At 43.1% G+C, this 20,736-nt stretch carries 20 protein-coding genes; 15 read left to right on the top strand and 5 right to left on the bottom strand.

The genetic code is table 11. The features are described 5' to 3' along the window. Window positions 1–2: 2 nt before the first annotated feature. Genes FAY33_RS14925 through FAY33_RS14905 form a run of 5 tightly spaced genes read left to right on the top strand, consistent with a single transcriptional unit; the run spans window position 3 to window position 4,886 of the window. Entirely contained in the window at window positions 3–1,109 is a 1,107-nt protein-coding gene (locus FAY33_RS14925) for a PTS fructose transporter subunit IIC (protein WP_143322028.1), read from the top strand. Between the two features lie 27 nt (window positions 1,110–1,136). Next, window positions 1,137–2,021, top strand: coding sequence for a class II fructose-bisphosphate aldolase (locus FAY33_RS14920; protein ID WP_143322027.1), 885 nt, complete (start codon window positions 1,137–1,139; stop codon window positions 2,019–2,021). Between the two features lie 19 nt (window positions 2,022–2,040). Beyond that, window positions 2,041–3,987, top strand: a complete 1,947-nt coding sequence (locus FAY33_RS14915) for a PTS sugar transporter subunit IIA (protein ID WP_143322026.1) — start codon at window positions 2,041–2,043, stop codon at window positions 3,985–3,987. Between the two features lie 12 nt (window positions 3,988–3,999). Continuing rightward, window positions 4,000–4,452 (top strand): PTS sugar transporter subunit IIA, encoded by a 453-nt coding sequence (locus tag FAY33_RS14910; RefSeq protein ID WP_143322025.1) that lies wholly within the window; start codon window positions 4,000–4,002, stop codon window positions 4,450–4,452. 35 nt (window positions 4,453–4,487) lie between these two features. Next, window positions 4,488–4,886 (top strand): cupin, encoded by a 399-nt coding sequence (locus FAY33_RS14905; RefSeq protein WP_143322024.1) that lies wholly within the window; start codon window positions 4,488–4,490, stop codon window positions 4,884–4,886. Window positions 4,887–4,963: 77 nt separating this feature from the next. Here the strand turns inward: FAY33_RS14905 and FAY33_RS14900 are convergent, their stop codons facing one another. Beyond that, the gene (locus tag FAY33_RS14900) at window positions 4,964–6,916 is read right to left on the bottom strand and encodes an NAD(P)/FAD-dependent oxidoreductase (RefSeq protein WP_143322023.1); all 1,953 of its coding nucleotides are present in this window, start codon (window positions 6,914–6,916) and stop codon (window positions 4,964–4,966) included. Window positions 6,917–6,971: 55 nt separating this feature from the next. Continuing rightward, window positions 6,972–8,129 (bottom strand): iron-containing alcohol dehydrogenase, encoded by a 1,158-nt coding sequence (locus tag FAY33_RS14895; protein WP_143322022.1) that lies wholly within the window; start codon window positions 8,127–8,129, stop codon window positions 6,972–6,974. Window positions 8,130–8,416: 287 nt separating this feature from the next. Here FAY33_RS14895 and FAY33_RS14890 point away from each other — a divergent pair, with 287 nt between their 5' ends. Further along, entirely contained in the window at window positions 8,417–9,982 is a 1,566-nt protein-coding gene (locus tag FAY33_RS14890; RefSeq protein WP_185967653.1) for a helix-turn-helix domain-containing protein, read from the top strand. Between the two features lie 62 nt (window positions 9,983–10,044). On the opposite strand, the gene FAY33_RS14885 is transcribed toward FAY33_RS14890, so the two are convergent. Both FAY33_RS14885 and dpsA read right to left on the bottom strand, forming a co-directional pair. Continuing rightward, window positions 10,045–10,623 carry a dipicolinate synthase subunit B gene (locus tag FAY33_RS14885; RefSeq protein WP_143322020.1) on the bottom strand — a complete coding sequence of 193 codons (579 nt, stop codon included), beginning with the start codon at window positions 10,621–10,623 and terminating at the stop codon, window positions 10,045–10,047. 11 nt (window positions 10,624–10,634) lie between these two features. After that, window positions 10,635–11,468 carry a dipicolinate synthase subunit DpsA gene (gene dpsA, locus FAY33_RS14880; protein ID WP_143322019.1) on the bottom strand — a complete coding sequence of 278 codons (834 nt, stop codon included), beginning with the start codon at window positions 11,466–11,468 and terminating at the stop codon, window positions 10,635–10,637. A gap of 120 nt (window positions 11,469–11,588) precedes the next feature. On the opposite strand from dpsA, the gene dapA reads away from it, so the two are divergent. Continuing rightward, window positions 11,589–12,479: a 4-hydroxy-tetrahydrodipicolinate synthase gene (gene dapA / locus FAY33_RS14875; RefSeq protein ID WP_143322018.1), complete on the top strand. Its 891-nt coding sequence runs from the start codon at window positions 11,589–11,591 to the stop codon at window positions 12,477–12,479. An 88-nt stretch (window positions 12,480–12,567) separates the two neighbouring features. Continuing rightward, the gene (locus FAY33_RS14870) at window positions 12,568–14,583 is read left to right on the top strand and encodes a methyl-accepting chemotaxis protein (protein ID WP_143322017.1); all 2,016 of its coding nucleotides are present in this window, start codon (window positions 12,568–12,570) and stop codon (window positions 14,581–14,583) included. A gap of 57 nt (window positions 14,584–14,640) precedes the next feature. Here FAY33_RS14870 and FAY33_RS14865 read toward each other — a convergent pair whose 3' ends face one another. Then, complete coding sequence (locus FAY33_RS14865) at window positions 14,641–14,883, bottom strand: HPr family phosphocarrier protein (protein WP_185967652.1); 243 nt, start codon at window positions 14,881–14,883, stop codon at window positions 14,641–14,643. Window positions 14,884–15,067: 184 nt separating this feature from the next. On the opposite strand from FAY33_RS14865, the gene FAY33_RS14860 reads away from it, so the two are divergent. The 7 genes from FAY33_RS14860 (at window position 15,068) to FAY33_RS14830 (ending at window position 20,621) form a co-directional block, all read left to right on the top strand. Continuing rightward, a complete protein-coding gene (locus FAY33_RS14860; RefSeq protein WP_143322015.1) occupies window positions 15,068–16,018 on the top strand; it encodes an AraC family transcriptional regulator in 951 nt (316 codons plus the stop codon). Window positions 16,019–16,109: 91 nt separating this feature from the next. Next, entirely contained in the window at window positions 16,110–16,514 is a 405-nt protein-coding gene (locus FAY33_RS14855; RefSeq protein WP_143322014.1) for a hypothetical protein, read from the top strand. Between the two features lie 24 nt (window positions 16,515–16,538). Continuing rightward, complete coding sequence (locus FAY33_RS14850) at window positions 16,539–17,459, top strand: phosphatidylglycerol lysyltransferase domain-containing protein (RefSeq protein WP_143322013.1); 921 nt, start codon at window positions 16,539–16,541, stop codon at window positions 17,457–17,459. Further along, window positions 17,460–18,509 carry a GNAT family N-acetyltransferase gene (locus FAY33_RS14845; protein WP_243126770.1) on the top strand — a complete coding sequence of 350 codons (1,050 nt, stop codon included), beginning with the start codon at window positions 17,460–17,462 and terminating at the stop codon, window positions 18,507–18,509. Window positions 18,510–18,638: 129 nt separating this feature from the next. Further along, on the top strand, window positions 18,639–19,394 hold the full coding sequence (locus tag FAY33_RS14840) for an NAD-dependent protein deacylase (RefSeq protein WP_143322012.1): 756 nt from the start codon (window positions 18,639–18,641) through the stop codon (window positions 19,392–19,394). Then, window positions 19,394–20,383 carry an aldo/keto reductase gene (locus FAY33_RS14835; protein ID WP_143322061.1) on the top strand — a complete coding sequence of 330 codons (990 nt, stop codon included), beginning with the start codon at window positions 19,394–19,396 and terminating at the stop codon, window positions 20,381–20,383. Before FAY33_RS14840 ends, FAY33_RS14835 begins: the two co-directional genes overlap by 1 nt. Before the next feature lie 40 nt (window positions 20,384–20,423). Next, entirely contained in the window at window positions 20,424–20,621 is a 198-nt protein-coding gene (locus tag FAY33_RS14830) for a DUF951 domain-containing protein (protein WP_143322011.1), read from the top strand. The last annotated feature ends 115 nt before the right edge of the window (window positions 20,622–20,736 follow it).

The following is a 20,736-nucleotide window of genomic DNA, read 5'->3' as shown; positions in this document are numbered from 1 at the left end:
TCATGAATAATAAGAAGAATGATATTCAGCGTCATGTAATGACCGGTATATCCTATATGATACCATTTGTAGTTGCAGGAGGTCTGTTATGCGCACTTGCAAAGGCATTGGGCGGATATGACATTGGTGATGTTGTACAGGGGGGAGCAACCCCGTTTAGTAATATGAACCCATTTACCTGGCTTGGTTTTTGGTGGGGAGTAAATAAGATTGGTACGTATGCCATGGATTTTGCCGTTGCAGTTATGACCGCAGGTGTTGCGTATTCGATCTGCGGACGTCCCGGTATTATGCCTGGTCTGGTAATTGGTTATTGTTCCTCACAGTCTAAGGCGGGCTTTATTGGCGGCTTGCTGATGTCCTTTATTATCGGTTACTTTATTAACTGGATGAAAAAATGGAAAATCCCGAAATGGAGTCAGGGACTTATGCCGGTTATGTTGATTCCTCTGATTTCAACACTGGTATGCGGAATGATTTTCCTTTGTGTATTCTCGATTCCAATGGCATTCCTTATGACAAAGTTCCAGGCCTGGATTATTACGTTAAACGGCGGAGCAAAGGGAGTAATTGGTGGTGTAATTGGATTTTGTATGGGCTTTGACCTTGGTGGACCTGTTAATAAAACAGCTTCCATGGCAGCCAATGCGTTGCTGGCAGACCAGATCATGGGACCTGCAGCAGCAAAAATTATCGGTGGTATGACACCTCCGATCGGAGCATTTATTTCTACTCTGATTGCAAAGAATAAGTTCGGTGCAACCCAGAGAGAAGCAGGAAAAGCAGCTTTCCCAATGGGATTATGCTTTATTACAGAAGGTGTACTGCCTTTCGCAGCTTCAGATCCTCTTCGTTTCATTCCAGCGTCTGTACTGGGATCAACCATTGCAGGTGCAATTGCAGTTGGATTCGGATGTGAAAGCCCTGCTGCGGCTGGAGGAATCTTTGTTGTACCGATGATGAAAAACCCACTTGTATTTATAATCGCTTTGATTATCGGTTCTGTTGTTACAGGTGTGGTATATGCGCTGATTAAGAAACCTCTTGATGAGGAAGACAACATAATACAGGAAGATGAGGATTTTGACTTTAACGTTGAAATTCACTAAAAAAGAAAAAATGGAGGAATAATCATTATGTTAACTTCAATGAAAACAATTCTGGATCACGCCCACAAGCACAACTATGCGGTTATGGCCATGAACAGTATCAATATGGAAATGGTAAGGGGTGCAATTATGGCAGCCCAGGAGGCTTATTCCCCCATGATTATCCAGTTCGGATGCGGACAGATGAAAAACCATGCTCATGCAGAAGAAATGCTTCCAATGATTAAAGAACTTGCACAAAGAGTTACAGTTCCGATTGCACTCAATCTGGACCATGCAACGGATTATGCAATCATTGGGGACTGCATCAACCGTGGTTTTACCAACATCATGTTTGACGGTTCTGCACTGGACTATGAGGAAAATGTAAAAAGAACGGCAGTGGTAGTTGCTATGGCTCATTCTGTTGGCTGTTCTGTTGAGGGAGAACTGGGACATGTTGGAATGGCAGTGGATTCTGACGATACCAACTTAGATCTCTATACCAACCCTGAACAGGCACTTGACTTTGTAAGCAGAACAGGGGTAGATGCTCTGGCTGTTGCAATCGGAACCGCTCATGGAGATTATCCAAAGGGAAAGATTCCAAAGCTTGACTTTGACCGGTTAAAACTGTTAAAAGAAACTGTTGATATGCCATTAGTCCTTCATGGAGGTTCCGGTTCCGGAGAAGAAAACTTAAAGAAGGCAGTTGCATACGGCATCAATAAAGTAAATGTAGCCACTGACGCATTTTCCGTAGGTAAAAAGGCAATGTTAGATGCACTTGAGCGTGAACCCAATATGGATTATATGCACATGTGTATGGAAGCAGAAAAAGAAATTAAAAAGTTTGTAATGAATTATATGGAGGTTCTTGGTTCTGCGAATCAGTATAAATTCTTAGATGCCATTGCAACGGGAAATGAATAATTATTAATATGGAGAATAAATGAGTCATACAGGCGAAAAGGCATATTTAAATAAAATATTGAACACTCTTTTGGACAATGAAAATGTTCCTGTTTCAAGGTTGGCGGATTTACTTGGAGTTTCGCTGAAAACTGCCAGAACCAGGGTAGATCAGGTAGATCAATGGCTGAAACAAAAAGAACTGGGATATATAGAAAAGAGGCCGGGAATTGGCATCCGTCTGATCACAGCAAGAAGGACGGAGCTGATGGCAATGGGGTATTCTGAAAGCACGGAAACTGCAGTGGATATGTCAAGGGCCAATCAGGCCATAGGAATGCTTTTAAAATATGCCTTGGACAAGCCGGTTACTCTTCAGCAGCTGGCGGAGCGCTTATATATGAGCGCTCCGACGGTTTCTGTTCTTGTAAGATCTGTAGAGGATTGGTTTCATAAATATAATTTAAAGATCGAAACAGTCCGCAGCAAAGGAATTATGGTTCAGGGAGAAGAAAAATCCCGCAGACAGGCAATGGTCAATTATATGGTATACATTATGCCAGAGATCACAGATGCCCTGTTTGCTACTTACCTGGCAGGAGTGAACTATGCAAGGGTAAAAACCATTATTGTGGATATGGAAAATGTATGGAGAATCCAGTTCGCGGAAAATTCCTTCCGGACAGCCTGGGTTATGGTGTGTCTCTCCATTAAAAGAGCGTCTCATTCACTCCGTTTAGAGGAGAGCGAACCAGAAGACAGTGTAAAGGAATTCACGGAATATCTATTTGCAAAATCCATCTACGATAAGGTAAAAGAGGAATTTTCTCTTCGTGATATGGAACAGGACATTTTGTTTCTTACCTCTATGCTGCTGTCAGCCAGAAAGATCGGAAATGACGGGGCAGATGATATGAGGACCAACCCCAGTTATTTTAACCAGCTTTTACAGCGTTTTGTAAAAGAGGTGATCCATACCATTGCCAATGTACTCAATGAGGATTTATCAGAGGATCAGGTGTTGTATGATGGGTTATTGATGCACATGCGTTCTGCCATATTCCGAATGAGGTACGGGGAGGAACATCCCGATAACATCAGTAAGTTTGTGAAAATTGAATATAAGCAGGTGTATCTGGCAACCTGGTCTACCAGTTCTCTCTTTGAATCCTACTATGGGGTTCAGATTACAGAGGATGAGATCTCAAACATTGCCCTGTATATCCAATCCGCTCTTGTGCGGAAAACCATACCGATGAAGGCACTTCTGGTTAGCAATTCAGGTATGGGATCGTCCCAGCTTATCATAGATCTGATTAAGAAGAATATTCCTGGGATTGTATCAATTAAGGCAATAAGTGAACATGATTTCAAACCATTTATGTGTGACAGATATGATGTTGTTTTTACAAATACAAATCTGAAATACAGCCATGAAAGAATGATAAATATTGGAGTGGCTCCGACGGATAAGGACATATTTTCGATCAGGGAAGCGGTGACGAATATTCGTAACTGTAAGGGAAATATGCGTTTTCGAGCTTCCAGTATATGTCATCAGCTATTCAGGGCCGGTTATATGTTAGTCCATCCTACGGTGAAGGATAAAGATGAACTGCTAAAGCTGATGGTAAATCAGTTATTAGAGGCAGGAGATGTGTCACCGGAGTATTTGAAAAATGTTCTGGACAGGGAAAAAGCCACAACCACTGCTGTGGGAGGTGGTGTGGCAATTCCCCATGGGAACAATCAGGCCGTGAATGAATCCAGAGTGGTGGTAGCAGTTCTATCAAAGCCCATCGCCTGGCACGATGATATGGTAGATGTAGTATTTCTCCTGGCACTGAAAATGGAGACTGATCTGCAAAAAGCATGTACGCAGCAATTTTATAAGGATTTTATTTCTCTGACAGAAAATGATGAATTCATGAAACAGATTCGTCAGGTGAAAACAGGGCTGGATTTATACCAGTACTTTATTAAGTAAAGGAGCAAATATATGGCTGTAAAAGACATTTTAGATAAAAGAGTAATTGACCTGGATATGGTAGCGGAGGATAAGGAATCTGCTATCCGCTATCTTTCAGGACTTCTTTATGAAGCAGGATATGTTACTGATATTGACGGTTATGTAAAGGACGTATTTGTAAGGGAAAGTGAAGGTATTACAGGAATCGGAAATCATGTGGCAATTCCTCATGGAAAATCTGATTATGTAAAGAATGTAGGAATTGCAATAGGAAAGACAAAGTCCATGATTCCATGGGAATCCTATGATGAACAGCCAGTTCATTATATATTTCTTTTTGCAGTACCTTCTGACAATGACAATGCGATGGTGCATTTAAAATTGTTATCTGAGCTTGCCGGAAAACTGGGAAATGAGCAGACAATGGTAAAACTGGAAGCATGTGAAGATTTTGACGGTCTTTTACAGGCATTTGAAGGATAAAAGCATTGCACATTAATAAGGACGAGGAAAAACAGATGAAAATATTAGAATATCAGTATGACGGAGAAGCGCTGAAAAGAGTCTATGAAAATACAGAGTGGACCGTAGGAATTAAAAACTGGAAACCTTCCAATGACATTGAGCAGATCGCCAATCTGGAAAGACATAACCGTACAGATGAATTGTTCGTTTTGCTTGCAGGAGGTTGTACTCTTGTGTATGCGGAAGAGGAAAATGGCGGTCTGGTGATAACTACCATTGAGATGAAGCCATATGCAGTATATCAGATTCCGCCATCTCTCTGGCACAATACTGTAATGACAAAAGATGCAAAGCTTCTGTTAATTGAAAATAGTAATACTTCTATGGAAAATTCTGATTTACGGGATCTGACAGCAGAGGAGATTACCGTTTTAAAAAACCAAATCAAGTAATCATATTACTGGGGAGTATATGTTACAGCGTTGCCTGATCCAATTGATCGGGCAGCGCTTTTTGGATTTTATAAATGTTAGTGGAAATGATATGCTTCACGGTAGCCTGCAGATACCGCATGTTTGATTCTGCCGATGTGATCTGCATCGCCGATTACAACGACTTTGTCGAATTCCTTTTTCAGTTCCTCAGCCAGTTTGTTGTCTGGTTTTACGCCAAGGGAGAGAATAACCGCATCGGTCTCCAAAGCTGTTTCGGTACCGGCTTTATCCTTTATGATAATCTTATCAGGCTGAATCTCCAACAGGGTGTGTCCTGGGTAATATTCCGGTTTAAAAGGACTCAGCTTTTTCTTGATATCGGATAATGGCTGCCAGTAAGCACCAGGTCCGATTTCATCAGCCATATCCACGATTGCCAGTTTGTTACCGCCATTGGCAAGGAGTTCTGCTGTCTCCAGACCGGTAAGTCCGGAACCGATTACGGTTACTTTTTTATTGGAAAGAACTGTTTTTCCGCTTAATATTTCATCGGGAGTATAGACATTTGCACCATGGGCTCCTGGAATGGATCCTGGAACAATGGGTTTCGATCCGGTTGCCACAAAGACTGCGTAAGGATTAAGTTTTTTAATTTCTTCCATGGCAGCAGGTGTATGAAGACGAACATCAACATTGCGTTTTTTCAGCATTGTATCATAATACTCGCCCATCCAGCCCATCTTTTCTTTATGGGGAGGTCTGGAACCCAGCCATACCTGACCGCCTAAATGATCATTCTGTTCCAGAAGCGTAACTTTAAATCCTCTTTCAGAAAGAGTCAGAGCGGCTTCCATGCCTGCCGGACCGGCACCGATCACGACCACTGGTCTGCCGTTTCCGTCGCATTGCAAATCATTGTAAAACCATTCATGACCAGTACGTGGATTAACAGCACAGTTAATGCCCTCAGACATGGTCTCCATACAGTTTAAACAGGAGATGCATCGTCTGATTTCATCGGTACGTCCGCTGGCAGCTTTGTTGCACCAGTCGGGGTCAGCCAGCATTCCGCGTGCAATGGTAACTCCATCTGTGCGTCCGTCGGCAATGACTTTTTCTGCAAATTCAGGATTACGGATGACACCCACGCCGAATACAGGAACGTCAACTGCTTTTTTGATTTCTTCTGCAAGATAGATCTTCCAGCCTTCCGGATAGGAAACCGGCTCCCATGCCTCATTCATAGTCTCGTAGACACCGGCAGAGACATTGACTGCATCAATACCAAAAGGAACTAAATATTTGACGATTTCAATGGATTCCTCCAGTTTTAAGCCGGTTTCATTCTCTGGAATGGGGTAAATGGAGCGTTCCAGAAATTCATCTGCGGAGATCCGCAGCATAATGGGATAGTCACCCAGGGAATTTCTGATTCCAGTAACGATTTCCCGAATAATCCGTGCACGTTTCTGAGGACTGCCGCCGTATTTGTCCGTTCTCTTATTCGTATAAGGAGAGAGGAACTGATTAAGCATGTAACCATGGGCTGCATGGAGTTCTACACCGTCAATTCCTGCTTCTTTGCAGCGTTTGGCACCGTCAATAAACTGCTGTACCAGTTCTTCTACCTGCTCTGTGGTCATTTCAAAGCAGGGCCAGTTGATCAGAAGACTTTTGACACCGCTTGGGGTTGCACACATTCCGCCAGGTACTACGGTCTGACGTCCTGGATGATGAAGCTGAATAAAGATGGCACCGTCATAATAATGAACCGCATCAGCCAGTCTCTTTAAGTCCGGGATAAACTTATCATCGGTAACAGAGGTCTGGCGGTCAGTCATCATACCGTGTTCATCATTAACCCGTGTAACTTCATTGACAATAAGACCCACACCACCCTTTGCACGGGCGGCATAATAAGCGATTGCCCGGTCTGAGATGGTTTGGTCAGGATTAGCAGTTCCGTTGCCCATGGCACCCATAACGACACGGTTTCGAATCGTCAGGGAGCCGATTTTCAGTGGAGAAAATAAATTTGGATATTTCATGGATATTCCTTTCTTTTTTTGTTGATTGGATTGAAGGTTTTATAAGAAAAGGGGCTTACTGATATTTGTCATAGGTCTGAGCCATCATATTGGTAAGTACTTTTTCATCCTGGGGAACAATACATGCCATACGCATCATCTCATTCATGGCATAGGAAACAGTAGCCAGAACCTGTTCTCTTGTAAAGCCCAGTTCTTTTAAGGAAGGAATTCCAACACTTCGGTTAAAGGAGCGGACCGCATCAGCCAGTTTCACAGGCAGTTCCTCAACAGAGGAAATCTCCAGCTCAAATATTTCTGCGATCTTGCCATAAATCTCAGGGCGTGCTCCGGCTACCAGTTCAATGACCGCTGGTGTGGCAAGGGCACATCCGATGCCGTGAGGAATGTGCAGTTTTGCTCCCAGGGCGTGCGCCAGGGCATGTCCTACGTTTACAGAGGAATCCTGAAATGCGATGCCGGCAAAGTTGCTGGCAATTGCCAGTTCATAGCGGGCGTCCTTGCGGTCTGGTTCTTTTACAGCAATTGGAAGCCACCGATAGATTCGTTCGATACTGTTAAGCGCCAGAGTGTCTGAATGGGGGTTCGGCATTGTATTACAGAGGCATTCGTTGCAGTGTGAGAACGCATCCATACCCGTATAGGCAGTGATTCCCGGTCCTAAGCCTACGGTTAAATCAGGGTCTACAACTGCTGCACATGCAGGGGCAATGCAGCCGCATTTCTGATGGGTATCCGTATCCGTGATTACAGCCACAATGGTTGATTCTGAGCCGGTTCCTGATGTAGTAGGAACGGAAATGGTTTTAAGTGCCGGTTTTAAGGACAGTGGATTTTGTGGATCAAAATGAATCATTTTCTTAATGTCCACCGTATCCATGTTGGTAACATATAAGCCGATTGCTTTTGCTGTATCCAGGCTGGAACCGCCGCCGCATCCGATGATTCCGTCTGCGCCTGCGCGTTTTGCCATCTCTGCGCCTTCCACAACGGTTGTGTCAGGGGCATCCATTTGCACTCCGTCGTAGATTTCCACCTGGATTCCTGCTTCTTCAAGGCTTGCAGCGGCTTTTTTCGGAATTCCTGTCTGTATGATTGCGCTCTCTGTGACCAAAAGTACATGAGTCATTTCTGATTCCTTTGCTATGGTTCCCAGGTTTTTAATCTCACCTGATCCGAAATGAACCGGGCATAATTGTGAATATCTCGACATCCTATGACCTCCTTATTATGATAGTGGTGAAACATCTTTGTTACGATAATAACAATCTTTCTAATACCAAGTGTAACAATTATAATCAGTACCTTCAATGGAACTGCTTATGAAAATAAAGATAGGAATTTGTTAAAATAGAATAGACTCTGATTGTGTCATTAAAACAATAAAAGTATTTATATATTGTTGATAATTAACAACTGTTTATTACAAAAGTATGATAAGATTTATAAATAAGAATATGTTTCAGCGGCAAGAAAAAGCAGAGGAAGGTGATGGAGGCTATGCTTACAGATCTCGGTACGGTTATTCATGCACTACAACCATATATTCATCATTTGTATCACGTTAGAAAAGAACTTCCCCTCCGTGTGTATTCTATATTAAAAGGGGATGAAGAAAAGTATTTTGGAGACTGTCTTTATATTGACGTCCAGGACCGGTTTATTCAGGACCCCCCAAAGGGAGTCAATGCAGTTATTGTTTCTGGTGGACAGAAATTACCGGAGACCGGTTATTCCGGTGTGGGAATCATTGAATTAAAAAAGAATGCGGATATGATGCAGGTTCTCTACGCATTGCATGACCTTTTCTCTGCAAAAGACCGGAATGGGGACTTTATTAAAAAACTTCTTGATGGATCGGACAGCAGTCGCAGTGTTCAGCGGCTGTTGGATATTGGCTACCAGGAGCTGGGCAATCCCCTGCTGTTGGTGGACGTGGCTCTTTGTTTTGTGGCACAGACGGGGGGAGGGCTGATTACAGACGAACCCTTATGGGACTGGACTCTTTCCAAAGGGTATGTGACCGAGGATTATGTAAAGAGTATTATGAACTGCGAACATATGGAACCGGAGACCGGAGAAGACTGGCCTGCCGGAGATTCCATGCTGATCTGGCAGGAAGGTCTTTTACACCACAGGCAACTGGTAGGAAAGGTTGTTAAAAATGGAGTTCCGGTTGGTTATTTAAAACTTCTGGAGTATCATCAGCCAATCTCCGAGGAAGCCACGGACAAGCTTAAGATTCTCTGCAAGTTTCTTTCTTTATGTATGAATTCATCGGTTGGTACGGCAGATCAGGAAAGTTCTCTTATTGATACTCTTTTGACTGCGATGCTTACTCAGCGCCTGTATGATAAACATGCCATTCAGGATAGGGTAAACCGCTTTGGCTTGAAGCTATATGATCATTTAACGGTGATTGTACTGGGAACCAGAAATAAGGCAACGGATAAGATGTATTTCATTAAGAAAAAAATGAAGAATTTTCTCAATCGGGAAACGGTCATCACATACAAAGGCAATCTGGTTATTCTTTATGACCATAAACCCAGGATTCCGTTTTCGGAAGAGGAACTGATTCATATAAAGAAGCTGTGTGACGATTTTGGGGTTAAGGCGGGCATCAGTAATTCTTTTCAGAATATTCACCTGTTTGAACCTTTTTACCGGCAGGCACTGACCGCACTTGATCTTAGCGTAGAGATCAACAGCCCGGAGCCTGTTGCTTCCTATGAGGAATTTAATGTTTTGCACATGGTCAGCCTGTTTTCCGAGCATACGGACCCGGATGTTCTGATTCATCCTGCCGTCAAATTCTTAAAAAACCACGATAATGAAAATGGAAGCAAATTATGTGATACCTTAGAAGAGTATCTTAATCATAATCAGGATATCTCCCTGACCTCGTCAGCGCTGCATATTCATTATAACACACTTAAATATAGAATTAATAAGATTGTGGAACTCACGGATCTGGAGTTTTCTTATAAGACAATTTTCCGTCTTCACCTTTCTTTTCTTGTCTATAATTATTTAATGAAAACCAAAAAACTGCCAATGGAATAATATGGCTTTCAGTTATCATAAAAATCCCCTGAACAGTTGTAAAACTGCACAGGGGATTTTATTTAGCGGATCACTGGCTGAATCTGTTTTCCTTCCAGTGCAAGTTCCAGAGTGTCGGGAATAAGATCGGTATGTGCGATCAGAGAGGTTGGTTTTTTAACCGGATCATCCTGACCGAAAGGAACAAAGTAGATATTTTTTACATTGAATAACTCCCCGATATTTTTGAAATTAATTCCCATGGCGTCATTGGTGGAAATAGAGATGACAAGGGGTTTTAAGTTTCTTAAATGAGCTTTTGCAGCCATTAAAACAGGGGAATCTGTAATGCCGTTTGCAAGTTTTGCAAGGGTGTTGCCGGTACAGGGAGCGATCAGGAGAATATCCAGATAAGCCTTGGGACCAATGGGTTCTGCATCTTCCACCCGTAAGATCGGTTTATTTCCCGTCATAACTGTGATCCGGTCCATGTACTCTCCCGTATCTCCAAATCTGGAATCTGTAAACTGGACGTTGGAAGAAAAAATAGGATAAATATTGGCACCTTGATTTACAAGGACTTTGACCACTTCTTCAATTTTATCAAACGTACAAAAAGAGCCGGTAACTGCCAGGCCCACATTTAAATCTTTCAGTTTCATATGCCGCTCCTTTACGTTAGACATTTTACGATTGCCTGATATAGAATTTCCCCGGAAGTCTCTGGTGCATAAATACCGGGAAGTCCAGGGCATAATTTTGCCCGAAGGTTTTTTTGTTTGCAGAATTCCAGATCAACACCTCCGGGAGCGGAGGCAATATCAATGATTGTCACATCTGGACTCATGAAACTCAATTGATTCTCCTGCAGCACCTTGGCAGGAATGGTATTAAACACAAACGAGTACTTTTTAAACTCCTTCGATAAATCGGAAAGAGCAATGGTATCAAAGCCCATGGAGGAAGCCAGGGAAAGATTTAAGTCTTTCCGGTCTGCAATGGTAACGGCGGCATCCAGCCCTTTTAATTTAAGGGCAAGGGTTCTTCCGCACCGTCCAAAGCCTGTAATCAGACAGGAACTCTGATGGAGGCAGCCAGGGCTTAAAAGCAGTGCTTCTGCAATGGCACCTTCTGCAGTTGCCACAGTATTTTTTATGGTGATGTCTTCCATATCCATATAGTCAAAGCATCTGATTTGATTGTCTTTGGCATAGTTCTTTACATAATCAGGAATATTTCCTCCAAACAGGATGTGATCAGAGGTTAAAAGACTTAAAATATTACCAATGCCCAGATCCTCCAGTCTGTTTGCAGAAAAAAGATTTAGCTGGTCCTTTGTAAAAGGAATGGGACAGAGAATGATGGAATTAATTTTGATGGCATCCTCAATAGAGCATGGGAGATCTCCGGTTTCATAATGAACGGTTACGGAGAAGCCGTTTCCGGATAAGATGCGTCCCAGATAGATCTGCCTCAGATCGCCGCCTAAAAGAAGAACATTGTGCATACAGTTATCACTCCTTATACTGGTTTATATGATGAAAAAATAGATTTGTGTATGGCACCAACAGGGGAGGTTTGTCATACTTTTAGTAGTATGAACCTATAATTTTGGGAATGAGTGTCTATGAAAAATGCGATATTTAAAGGCTCTGCTGCAGCCATCGTTACGCCAATGGATGACCAGGGAAACCTGGATATGAAGGCAATGGAGAAGTTGTTAAAATTTCAATTAGAACACGGAACAGATGCCATTGTAATCAGCGGCACTACGGGAGAAGGCTCGACACTGCTTGAGAAAGAGAAACTGGAACTGATTGAATGTTCGGTTCATTATGTAAATCATAGAGTGCCTGTTATTATGGGAACGGGCAGCAACAGCACATCAGAAGCGGTCCACCTGTCACGGAAGGCACAGTCTCTTGGCGCCGATGGACTTCTGGTTGTAACCCCTTACTATAACAAAGCGTCTCAGTCAGGGCTGATTGAACATTTCCTCACCATTGCAGACAGTGTGGATATTCCTTTGATCATTTATAATGTTCCCACCCGGACTGGAGTCAATGTGGAACCGGAGACTTATGAAAAACTTTCTGAACACCCCAATATTTGTGCGGCGAAAGAAGCAAACGCAAGTATTTCCCATGTGGCAAAGGTTGCCGCCCTCTGCGGAGACAGATTGGATATTTATTCAGGAAACGATGATCTTACAGTTCCGATTATGGCATTAGGCGGGAAAGGAGTAATCTCTGTTCTGGCTAATATTATGCCTTTTGAAGTTCATATGATGTGTCAGCACTTTTTTGACGGAGAACTGGAAAAGAGTAAAAATATGCAGTTGGAGCTGCTAAAGCTTATGAATGCCATGTTTATGGACGTAAATCCGATCCCGGTAAAGGCTGCAATGGCTATGCTGGGACTGTGTCAGGACAATTACAGACTTCCAATGACAAAATTGGATGAAACAAAAAAGAAGACCCTTAGAGAAATCATGTCATCCTATTTTGTACAAATTTAGTAGTGGGAAGTGATTTCTCTATCTTGCAGACTGATTCCTGTCGTGATATATTTATTATACTTTAAGGGGGGGATCAGGGAGGATACTAATGAAGAGAAATAAGAAGAAACAGATTTTCAACAAAATGCTTTTGGGAATCTCGGTTCCCGTGGTGGTTACCTTTCTGGTATCAGGAGTTATAATTTCCAACCGGGTAGGAGAGAGTATGAAGGTGCAGTCTTCTCAGACACTGGACGCCGCCTCATTGGCAGCGGCGAATCAGGTAGATTCATTTCTGGGCTCCTACCTGGGCAGGATGAAAGGTGCATCGTCGAGCCAGCAGGCGGAGGAGTTTCTGGAAGGTGCTTCCGGGGATATGAAGTTACTGGACAGTGAGGGGTATCCGGCGATGAAAGCGACTCTTGATAAAATTCAGGCAACCGATTCCCAAAACATTCTGGCCTCCTGGATTGCTGATATTGATACCAGTCAGGCAGCTATGTCAGACGGTTATATCACAGAACCAGGCTGGGATGTTACAACAAGACCCTGGTATCGTGCTGCCCAGACAAAAGATCCGGTTCTTACAGAGCCGTATGTGGATACCAATACAGGACAGATGGTGATTACAGCAGCCAGTGGTATTTACAAAAACAAGACCGATACACCTCTTGGTGTGGTGGGAATTGATATCCAGTTGTCTCAGTTAAATGAGATTATGAGCTCTTACAAAGTTGGAACATCGGGTTTTGTGATTCTGGCGACAGAAAGCGGTCAGATTATTTATCATCCAAACCAGGAGCTGGTACAGAAGAATATTTCTGAGATTGATATCTCACAGAATATCAAGGATGCCTTTGCATCAGAGACAACGGGAAACTTTGATTATGTCATGGACAAGGTTTCTTATTCCGGAGCCATTAAAAAGGCAGGCAATACGGGCTGGCTGGTGCTTTCCAGTATTCCCCGGTCTGAGGTATTAATGGAGCGTGACCAGGTTGTACTTGCTGTTGGTGTCATCTTTGTCCTGGCTACAGCGATTCTGGTTGCAGTCATCTTTGTTGTTTCAAAAGGAATATCTGGTCCGTTGAAGAAGTTATCCAGAGTTGCAGAGCGGATTGGAGAAGGGGAGCTGGAAGTGGAGATGGACATTATCAGCAATGATGAGATTGGTCTGGTAGCAGATTCCCTTGGAAATACAGTCAGTCAGTTGAAAAATTATGTAAACTATATTGATGAAATTGCTCTTGTTCTCAATCAGATTGCAGAAAAAGATCTGGTATTCCAGTTAAAGTATGATTATCAGGGCGATTTTGAGAAGATTAAGAATGCGATGTTAAAGATAAGAAGCACCCTTACGTCTACCATGGAGCGGATTACGGATACATCTGATCAGGTGGCATATGGCTCCCAAAATATCTCGGAAAGTTCCAGTTCCCTGGCAGAAGGAGCTTCGGAGCAGGCTGCAGCAGTGGAAGAACTGGCATCCTCCATCAATGAAATTTCTTATAAGATTGAACAGAATGCAAAAGATTCCGAAGAGGCAAGTCAGCAGGCAGTGAAGGCAGAAAGAGAGCTGGAATCCAGCAATCAGCACATGAAGCAGCTTGTTGCTGCAATGAAAGAGATCAATGAAAGCTCCAATGAAATAAGCAGAATTATAAAGACAATTGAAGATATTGCATTCCAGACAAACATTCTGGCTCTAAATGCAGCCGTGGAAGCAGCCCGGGCAGGAGAAGCCGGAAAAGGGTTTGCAGTTGTTGCCGATGAAGTAAGAAACCTGGCATCTAAAAGTGCAGAGGCAGCAAAGGATACCACAGAATTAATTGAGGGTTCCATAAGAGCGGTTGACAATGGTTCCAGACTTGCAGACGAAGCAGCAAAATCGGTGACAGGCGCGGTAGAAAGCACCCAGGCAGTCAGTGAGATGATTGAGCGGATTTCGGCTGCATCGGTACAACAGTCTGAGGCAGTCCATCAGGTGACCGTTGGTGTGGATCAGGTCTCTGGCGTAGTACAGAATAACTCTGCCAATGCAGAAGAAGGTGCGGCAGCCAGCAGAGATTTATATGACCACGCTTCCCGTTTAAAGGATCTTGTGAATGAATTTAAAGTAAACTAGACAAAAAACATGCCTGGCAGGTTCATTGCCAGGCATGTTTTTTTGTTTATGTACTTGTCAGGCTGTCTTTTCTTCCAAAAGGAAATCAGACAGAGAATCCAGAATATCGTCGTGATCACTGTTATAAATGATCAGTTCCAGATCTGGATTCGGGCAGATAGTCATAATACCAAGAATGGATTTTGCATCAACTACGGTGTTTCCTTTGCATAAGTCTACATCATAATTGTACTTGGTAACAGTTCTGACAAAGGTAGTAATTTCATCAAGACTGTTAATTTGGATCGGGTACTTTTTCATATTGCTCACCTCACAAGAAATATAATGGTTACATTTGTGTTGTTTTGCCATCATTATATGACAGAATGTGACAAGATGATATGTCTAAATTTGCATAAAAACCGTCTTTTCTTGCAAGTCAAGGGAAAAGGGTGCTATAATGGCGTGGGGGAAGGGCATGTGACTTTGTTGGTTGGAGGGGAAAATGAAAGAAGAACTTCTGAAATTATTAAGAAATCCATCGCATGCAACTTCAGTTTTGCAGCAATATTATAAAGAATGCGGCGAGAAAGTGGTTGATAAGAATAAAGTGATCAGTCCGGGAAGATTAATGGACATGTATTGTCAGCCTTGCCACATTGCGATACCGGATCACAGCCATAATTATGTGGAATTGATTTATATGTACAGCGGGTCTACGGTTCAGGTCATTAACCAAAAGAGGAGACTGATATTAGAAACCTATGATCTGCTTTTGTTACGAGAGGGAACCAGTCATGCCATTGAACCGGCGGGAGAGGATGATGTTGCCATACATTTCTTTTTAATGCCGGAATTTTTCAGCCATCCTGCGTTCATGGGAGAAAGCGGAAGTGTGCTCCGGCATTTCATTGCCGCTTCTACAAAGGGAAAGATGTCTGTGTCGGACTATCTTCATTTTCATTTAAAGGACATGCTGCCGGCAAGGAATCTTCTGGAGAACATGATATGGTCCCATGCAGAAGAAAAAGAGGGAAGACAGGAGATTAATCAGGCTACAATGGGAATACTGATTATGGAATTGCTTCACGATGTGGAAAAGGTGGAATCCCACGATATGCTGCAGTACGAAGAACAGATTGTTCTGACTGCGTATCAGTATCTGGAAAAGAATTACTCCTGTGCCACACTGGAGGAATTTTCCAATCTGTCATTGCAGCCGCCTTATTATGTAAGCCGTCTGTTCAAACGGTATTACCGGATGACATTTACCGAATGTCTTCAGCTGATCCGTCTCAACCGGGCGGCGAACTACCTGGAATCTACCACAAAGCCAGTGGAAGAGATTATTCAGGAGATCGGTTACGAAAACAGCAGTTATTTCCATCGGCTCTTTAAACAGCGTTACGGTGTGACGCCCAAACAATTCAGAGACAGCGTCAGGGGCAAATTCTGAAAAGATTATGAAATATAGCCTGGGAACATTGACTTTCCAAGCCCAGGTTATTATAGTTAAGTCAAAACCAAAAGAGATGAGGAACATAAAGATGGGACGGCTTAGGGAACACTTTGCGCGGTTTATGACTGGAAGATATGGTGCGGATAAACTGAATCAGGTGCTGATTATAGTTGCTCTTGTTATCGTGACAGCAGGTCTTTTTACCCGCAATAAGTGGGTGGATCTTCTGGCGTTTATCATTCTTTTATTCGGTTATTTCCGCATGTTTTCAAAGAATATTGGGAAGCGGTATGAAGAAAACCAGAAATTTGACCGTTTTTTATTTCATGTATCGGAATTTTTCAAGAAGTGGCGTTTTAAGGTTCGCCAGTTCAGGCAATATCATATCTATAAGTGCCCCAATTGCAATCAAAAGATCAGAATCCCCAGAGGAAAGGGAAAGGTGAGTATTCACTGTCCCAGGTGCAGTACTGATTTTATAAGAAAAAGTTAGAGAGAAGTTTAGAAGGGAACTATTATGAATTTACAATTTAAGCCGCTGGAACCAACGAATGTGAAAGAAATTTCAAAATTTTATGGTCTGCGGCCCAATCGGACATGTGACAGTGTATATCTGGATAGCTATATCTGGAGACAGTATTACAATGTGAAATATGCAGTCCTGGATGATAAGGCACTGTTATATTTAATGGAGAAGAATGGTGAGCCTTTCTCTGCCATGCCGTTGTGCAGGGAAGAAGACCTGCCTTATTATTTTGAGAAGCTGACGGAGTACTATAATCAGGTGTTAAAAAAGCCGCTTAGAATCTTACTGGCAGATGAAGCTGCCATCCACTATCTGAATCTGGACCCGGAACAGTATCTTGTGAAGGAAGAGGAAGATTTAAAGGATTATCTTTACAATGCAGAATCCCTCAGGACTCTGGCTGGTAAGAAGCTTCATAAAAAGAAGAACCACTTAAATTCTTTTTTAAGAGAATACGAGGGCCGCTATGAATATCGGACCCTTACCTGTTCTGACCGGGATGATGTGTTGGCTTTCCTTGATGACTGGTGGGAGAATAAGGTAGAGGCGGCTGAGTTTGTGCGTCAGTTGGATTATGAAGTAATGGGAATTCACGATGTATTGAAGCACTGCTGCATTCTGGATGTAAAGATGGCAGGTGTTTACATTGACGGAGAGTTAAAGGCATTTACCATAGGAACTTATAACCCCTATGAAAAGATGGCGGTAATCCATATTGAGAAGGCAGACCCGGGAATCAAGGGTCTTTACCAGTTTATTAACCAGCAATTCTTAATTCATGGATTTACAGAAGAATTACAACTTGTCAACAGAGAAGATGATGTGGGTATGGAAGGCTTGAGAAAAGCCAAGATGTCTTACTATCCCATCGACTTTGCCAGAAAATACGGAGTGCTGCAGAAGGGTTTCTAAATGATGATAAGGTATTTGAAGCAGGAAGAAAAGATAGAAAGCAGAAAATTATGGGCAGAAGTCTTTTCAGAAGATTCGGATAGTTTTATGGATTATTATTTTTCAGACAGAGTGAAGAAGAGCAAGGTTCTGACGGCATGGAAGGATGAAACCATGGCTGCCATGCTTCATCGTAACCCTTATGATGTGGTGATGAAGGACCGCTTGTGTAAGGTTGATTACATTGCAGGAGTTGCAACTCATCCGGACTGCCGTCATCAGGGCTATATGAGCCGGCTGTTAAGCCGTTGTTTTACTGATATGTATATGGAACGAATGGGATTTTGCTTCCTGGTTCCGGTTGATCCTGCTATTTACACTCCGTTTGACTTCACTTATATTTCCCAGCTTCCTGCCGCATCCCTGAATGAAAAGGGGCGGCAGTTAAGCCGGAGGGCATTTTTAGAGCGTTCTGATGAATGCCGTGAGGTTGCCATGTTTGTAGGCAGACAACTGGAACAAAGGTATGAGGTTTATACCTTGAGAGATGAAGATTATTACCGGGATTTAGGCAGGGAAGTAAGAAGTGATAAGGGCGATCTGCTTCTTTTATCTACCAGGGATGAAAGAGAGTGCATGGCAGGTGTATGGGCTTACTATGGTGAGGATGCAGCCAATGTAAGGGAATTAATCGGACTGCCGGACTATATAAAGGAAAGCGGGACGGCAAAACCATATGCCATGGGAAGAATCGTTCATCTGGAACAGTTTGTTTCCGGTATATGCTTAAAGGAAGACAGTCCTGTCTCAGAGATGGAGCTTGTCATGGAAGTAAAAGACAGATTCATTCATCAGAATGACGGTGTGTTTAAGTGGAAACTGAACCGGGAAGGGTCTGTATTAATTCCCATGGAGCGGGGAGATGGTTTGATTCCTCAACTGTCTATTGGAATCAAAGAACTGACTTCCTGGCTGTTTGGATACAGCAGCCCCCCGTTCAGTCCGGAGCAGAAGGAACTGTTAAACCGGATTCGTCCATTTAAAGGAGTATTTTTTAATGAAGTAACGTAGGGCTGTTTTGAAACAGGCAGTTTTCAGACATGCCCTTGACAGATTCGCCGGTATTGGAGTTCGACTGGTGATTACAGGCGGATTCTTTGGAATCCGCCTTATGTTTTTTTAAAGAGAAAGGGTGGGGATATGGAAGGAACAATTCAGTTAAAAGAATGGATTGAAAAAAGCCGGAATATTGTGTTTTTTGGAGGAGCAGGGGTGTCTACAGAGAGTAATATCCCGGATTTCAGAGGTGTGGACGGGCTTTACCATGAGCAGTATGATTTCCCTCCGGAGACCATTATCAGCCACAGTTTTTATGTAAAGAATCCCAAGGAGTTTTACCGTTTTTACTGCAATAAGATGCTTTTCCCCCATGCAAAACCGAACAAAGCCCATGAAGCTCTTGCAAAGCTGGAAAAGCTGGGGAAATTAAAAGCAGTGATTACCCAGAATATTGACGGACTTCATCAGGAGGCAGGGAGCAAAGAGGTACTGGAACTTCATGGCTCGGTTAAGCGGAATTACTGTACCAGGTGTATGAAGTTTTTTACATTAGAAGATCTGCTCCTGACCATGAAAGATAGCGAAGTTCCAAGGTGTGCCTGCGGAGGTCTGATCAAACCGGATGTGGTTCTTTATGAAGAGAGTCTGAATGAAAAGGTGTTAAGCAAAGCAGTATCTTATATATCAGATGCGGACCTGCTGATTGTGGGCGGAACGTCTCTGACCGTTTATCCGGCAGCAGGGCTGATTGATTATTATCACGGAGATCATATGGTTCTGATTAATAAAACAGTTACTCCAATGGATGAGAAGGCAGATCTGGTTATCAGCGGAAGCATTGGTCAGGTGCTTTCTGATTCTGTATCAATAATGGTTGAGAGAAAGGAGAATATATGATGTATGAGGCGGTAAAAGAAAGATATGATGAGATGAAGTACAAACGCTGTGGAAGAAGCGGGGTTCTGCTTCCCAGGGTTTCGTTGGGATTATGGCAGAATTTTGGTTTGGAAAAACCATTATCCGCACAGCGGGAGATTCTGCTGGGTGCCTTTGACATGGGAATTACCCATTTTGATCTGGCTAATAATTATGGTTCTCCGGCAGTTGGAAAAGCAGAAGAGAATTTTGGAGCCGTGTTAAAGAGCGATCTGGGAAAATACCGGGATGAGCTGTTTATTTCTACTAAGGCAGGTTTTGATATGTGGCCAGGACCTTATGGAAACTGGGGTTCCAGAAAGTATCTGATGGCGAGCCTGGATCAGAGTCTGAAACGAATGGGACTTGAGTATGTGGATGTCTTCTATCACCACAGACCGGATACTGAGACACCAATTGAGGAAACCATGGAGGCACTTGCTGACATCGTGAGACAGGGAAAAGCACTCTATGTGGGAATCTCCAATTATAGTGCACAAGAGGCAAAAACAGCCATTTCTGTTTTAAAAGACAGCAAGATCCCCTGCCTTATTGCCCAGCCCCGTTATAACATGTTTGAGCGTGAGCCGGAGAATGGTCTTTTTGCTGAATTGCTGGAGAGTGGAACAGGCTGTATCTGCTACAGTCCTCTTGCACAGGGAGCGCTGACAGACCGTTATCTGCATGGCATTCCAGAAGACTCCAGGGCAGCCAGAACAGGTACTTCTGTAGGTGGCCGTTACCTTTCTGCGGAGAACCTTAAACGTGCAAGGAAGCTGAATGATCTGGCAGGAAAGAGAGGTCAGACTCTTGCTCAGATGGCTCTTGCCTGGGTGCTTCGGGAAGAAGCAGTAACTTCCGTTCTTGTGGGAGCCAGCAGCGTAAAGCAATTGAAAGATAATGTGGCATGCCTGGAAAATACAGTATTTTCCGCGGAAGAGTTGAACGAGATAGATGAAATTTTAAAATGATCAGACATGGGGGCGGTCTGATGAACAGGCAGGTATTGATATGGCATACGAAGTTGGAGATATTGTAAAGCTGAAAAAGCAGCATCCCTGCGGAAGTCAGGAATGGGAGATATTAAGAGTTGGTGCGGATTTCCGGCTAAAGTGCATGGGCTGCGGACACCAGGTGATGGTGTCAAGAAAGATGGTAGAAAAAAATACCAGAGGTCTGAAAGCACATGACGGGACTCCCAAGACATAAAATCCAGAAAGTCACGGAAAATACACTGGAAATTGACAAAAGGACTTGCTTTTATATAATATTTCCGGTATAATATTATCTCGTGACATATAGAATCCTTGCTCCTGAAACTGAA

It is taken from the genome of Clostridium sp. HBUAS56010, assembly GCF_007115105.1.
GTDB lineage: Bacteria > Bacillota > Clostridia > Lachnospirales > Lachnospiraceae > Lacrimispora.
Note: the sequence above shows the minus strand (reverse complement) of the source record. Positions and strands in the feature narration are given on the sequence as shown.

Bases quoted from the DNA above. Each gene is read 5' to 3' on its own strand.
- FAY33_RS14925 (WP_143322028.1), top strand. From the start codon at position 3: ATGAATAATAAGAAGAATGATATTCAGCGTCATGTAATGACCGGTATA.
- FAY33_RS14920 (WP_143322027.1), top strand. From the start codon at position 1,137: ATGTTAACTTCAATGAAAACAATTCTGGATCACGCCCACAAGCACAAC.
- FAY33_RS14915 (WP_143322026.1), top strand. From the start codon at position 2,041: ATGAGTCATACAGGCGAAAAGGCATATTTAAATAAAATATTGAACACT.
- FAY33_RS14910 (WP_143322025.1), top strand. From the start codon at position 4,000: ATGGCTGTAAAAGACATTTTAGATAAAAGAGTAATTGACCTGGATATG.
- FAY33_RS14905 (WP_143322024.1), top strand. From the start codon at position 4,488: ATGAAAATATTAGAATATCAGTATGACGGAGAAGCGCTGAAAAGAGTC.
- FAY33_RS14900 (WP_143322023.1), bottom strand. From the start codon at position 6,916: ATGAAATATCCAAATTTATTTTCTCCACTGAAAATCGGCTCCCTGACG.
- FAY33_RS14895 (WP_143322022.1), bottom strand. From the start codon at position 8,129: ATGTCGAGATATTCACAATTATGCCCGGTTCATTTCGGATCAGGTGAG.
- FAY33_RS14890 (WP_185967653.1), top strand. From the start codon at position 8,417: ATGCTTACAGATCTCGGTACGGTTATTCATGCACTACAACCATATATT.
- FAY33_RS14885 (WP_143322020.1), bottom strand. From the start codon at position 10,623: ATGAAACTGAAAGATTTAAATGTGGGCCTGGCAGTTACCGGCTCTTTT.
- dpsA (WP_143322019.1), bottom strand. From the start codon at position 11,468: ATGCACAATGTTCTTCTTTTAGGCGGCGATCTGAGGCAGATCTATCTG.
- dapA (WP_143322018.1), top strand. From the start codon at position 11,589: ATGAAAAATGCGATATTTAAAGGCTCTGCTGCAGCCATCGTTACGCCA.
- FAY33_RS14870 (WP_143322017.1), top strand. From the start codon at position 12,568: ATGAAGAGAAATAAGAAGAAACAGATTTTCAACAAAATGCTTTTGGGA.
- FAY33_RS14865 (WP_185967652.1), bottom strand. From the start codon at position 14,883: ATGAAAAAGTACCCGATCCAAATTAACAGTCTTGATGAAATTACTACC.
- FAY33_RS14860 (WP_143322015.1), top strand. From the start codon at position 15,068: ATGAAAGAAGAACTTCTGAAATTATTAAGAAATCCATCGCATGCAACT.
- FAY33_RS14855 (WP_143322014.1), top strand. From the start codon at position 16,110: ATGGGACGGCTTAGGGAACACTTTGCGCGGTTTATGACTGGAAGATAT.
- FAY33_RS14850 (WP_143322013.1), top strand. From the start codon at position 16,539: ATGAATTTACAATTTAAGCCGCTGGAACCAACGAATGTGAAAGAAATT.
- FAY33_RS14845 (WP_243126770.1), top strand. From the start codon at position 17,460: ATGATGATAAGGTATTTGAAGCAGGAAGAAAAGATAGAAAGCAGAAAA.
- FAY33_RS14840 (WP_143322012.1), top strand. From the start codon at position 18,639: ATGGAAGGAACAATTCAGTTAAAAGAATGGATTGAAAAAAGCCGGAAT.
- FAY33_RS14835 (WP_143322061.1), top strand. From the start codon at position 19,394: ATGTATGAGGCGGTAAAAGAAAGATATGATGAGATGAAGTACAAACGC.
- FAY33_RS14830 (WP_143322011.1), top strand. From the start codon at position 20,424: ATGGCATACGAAGTTGGAGATATTGTAAAGCTGAAAAAGCAGCATCCC.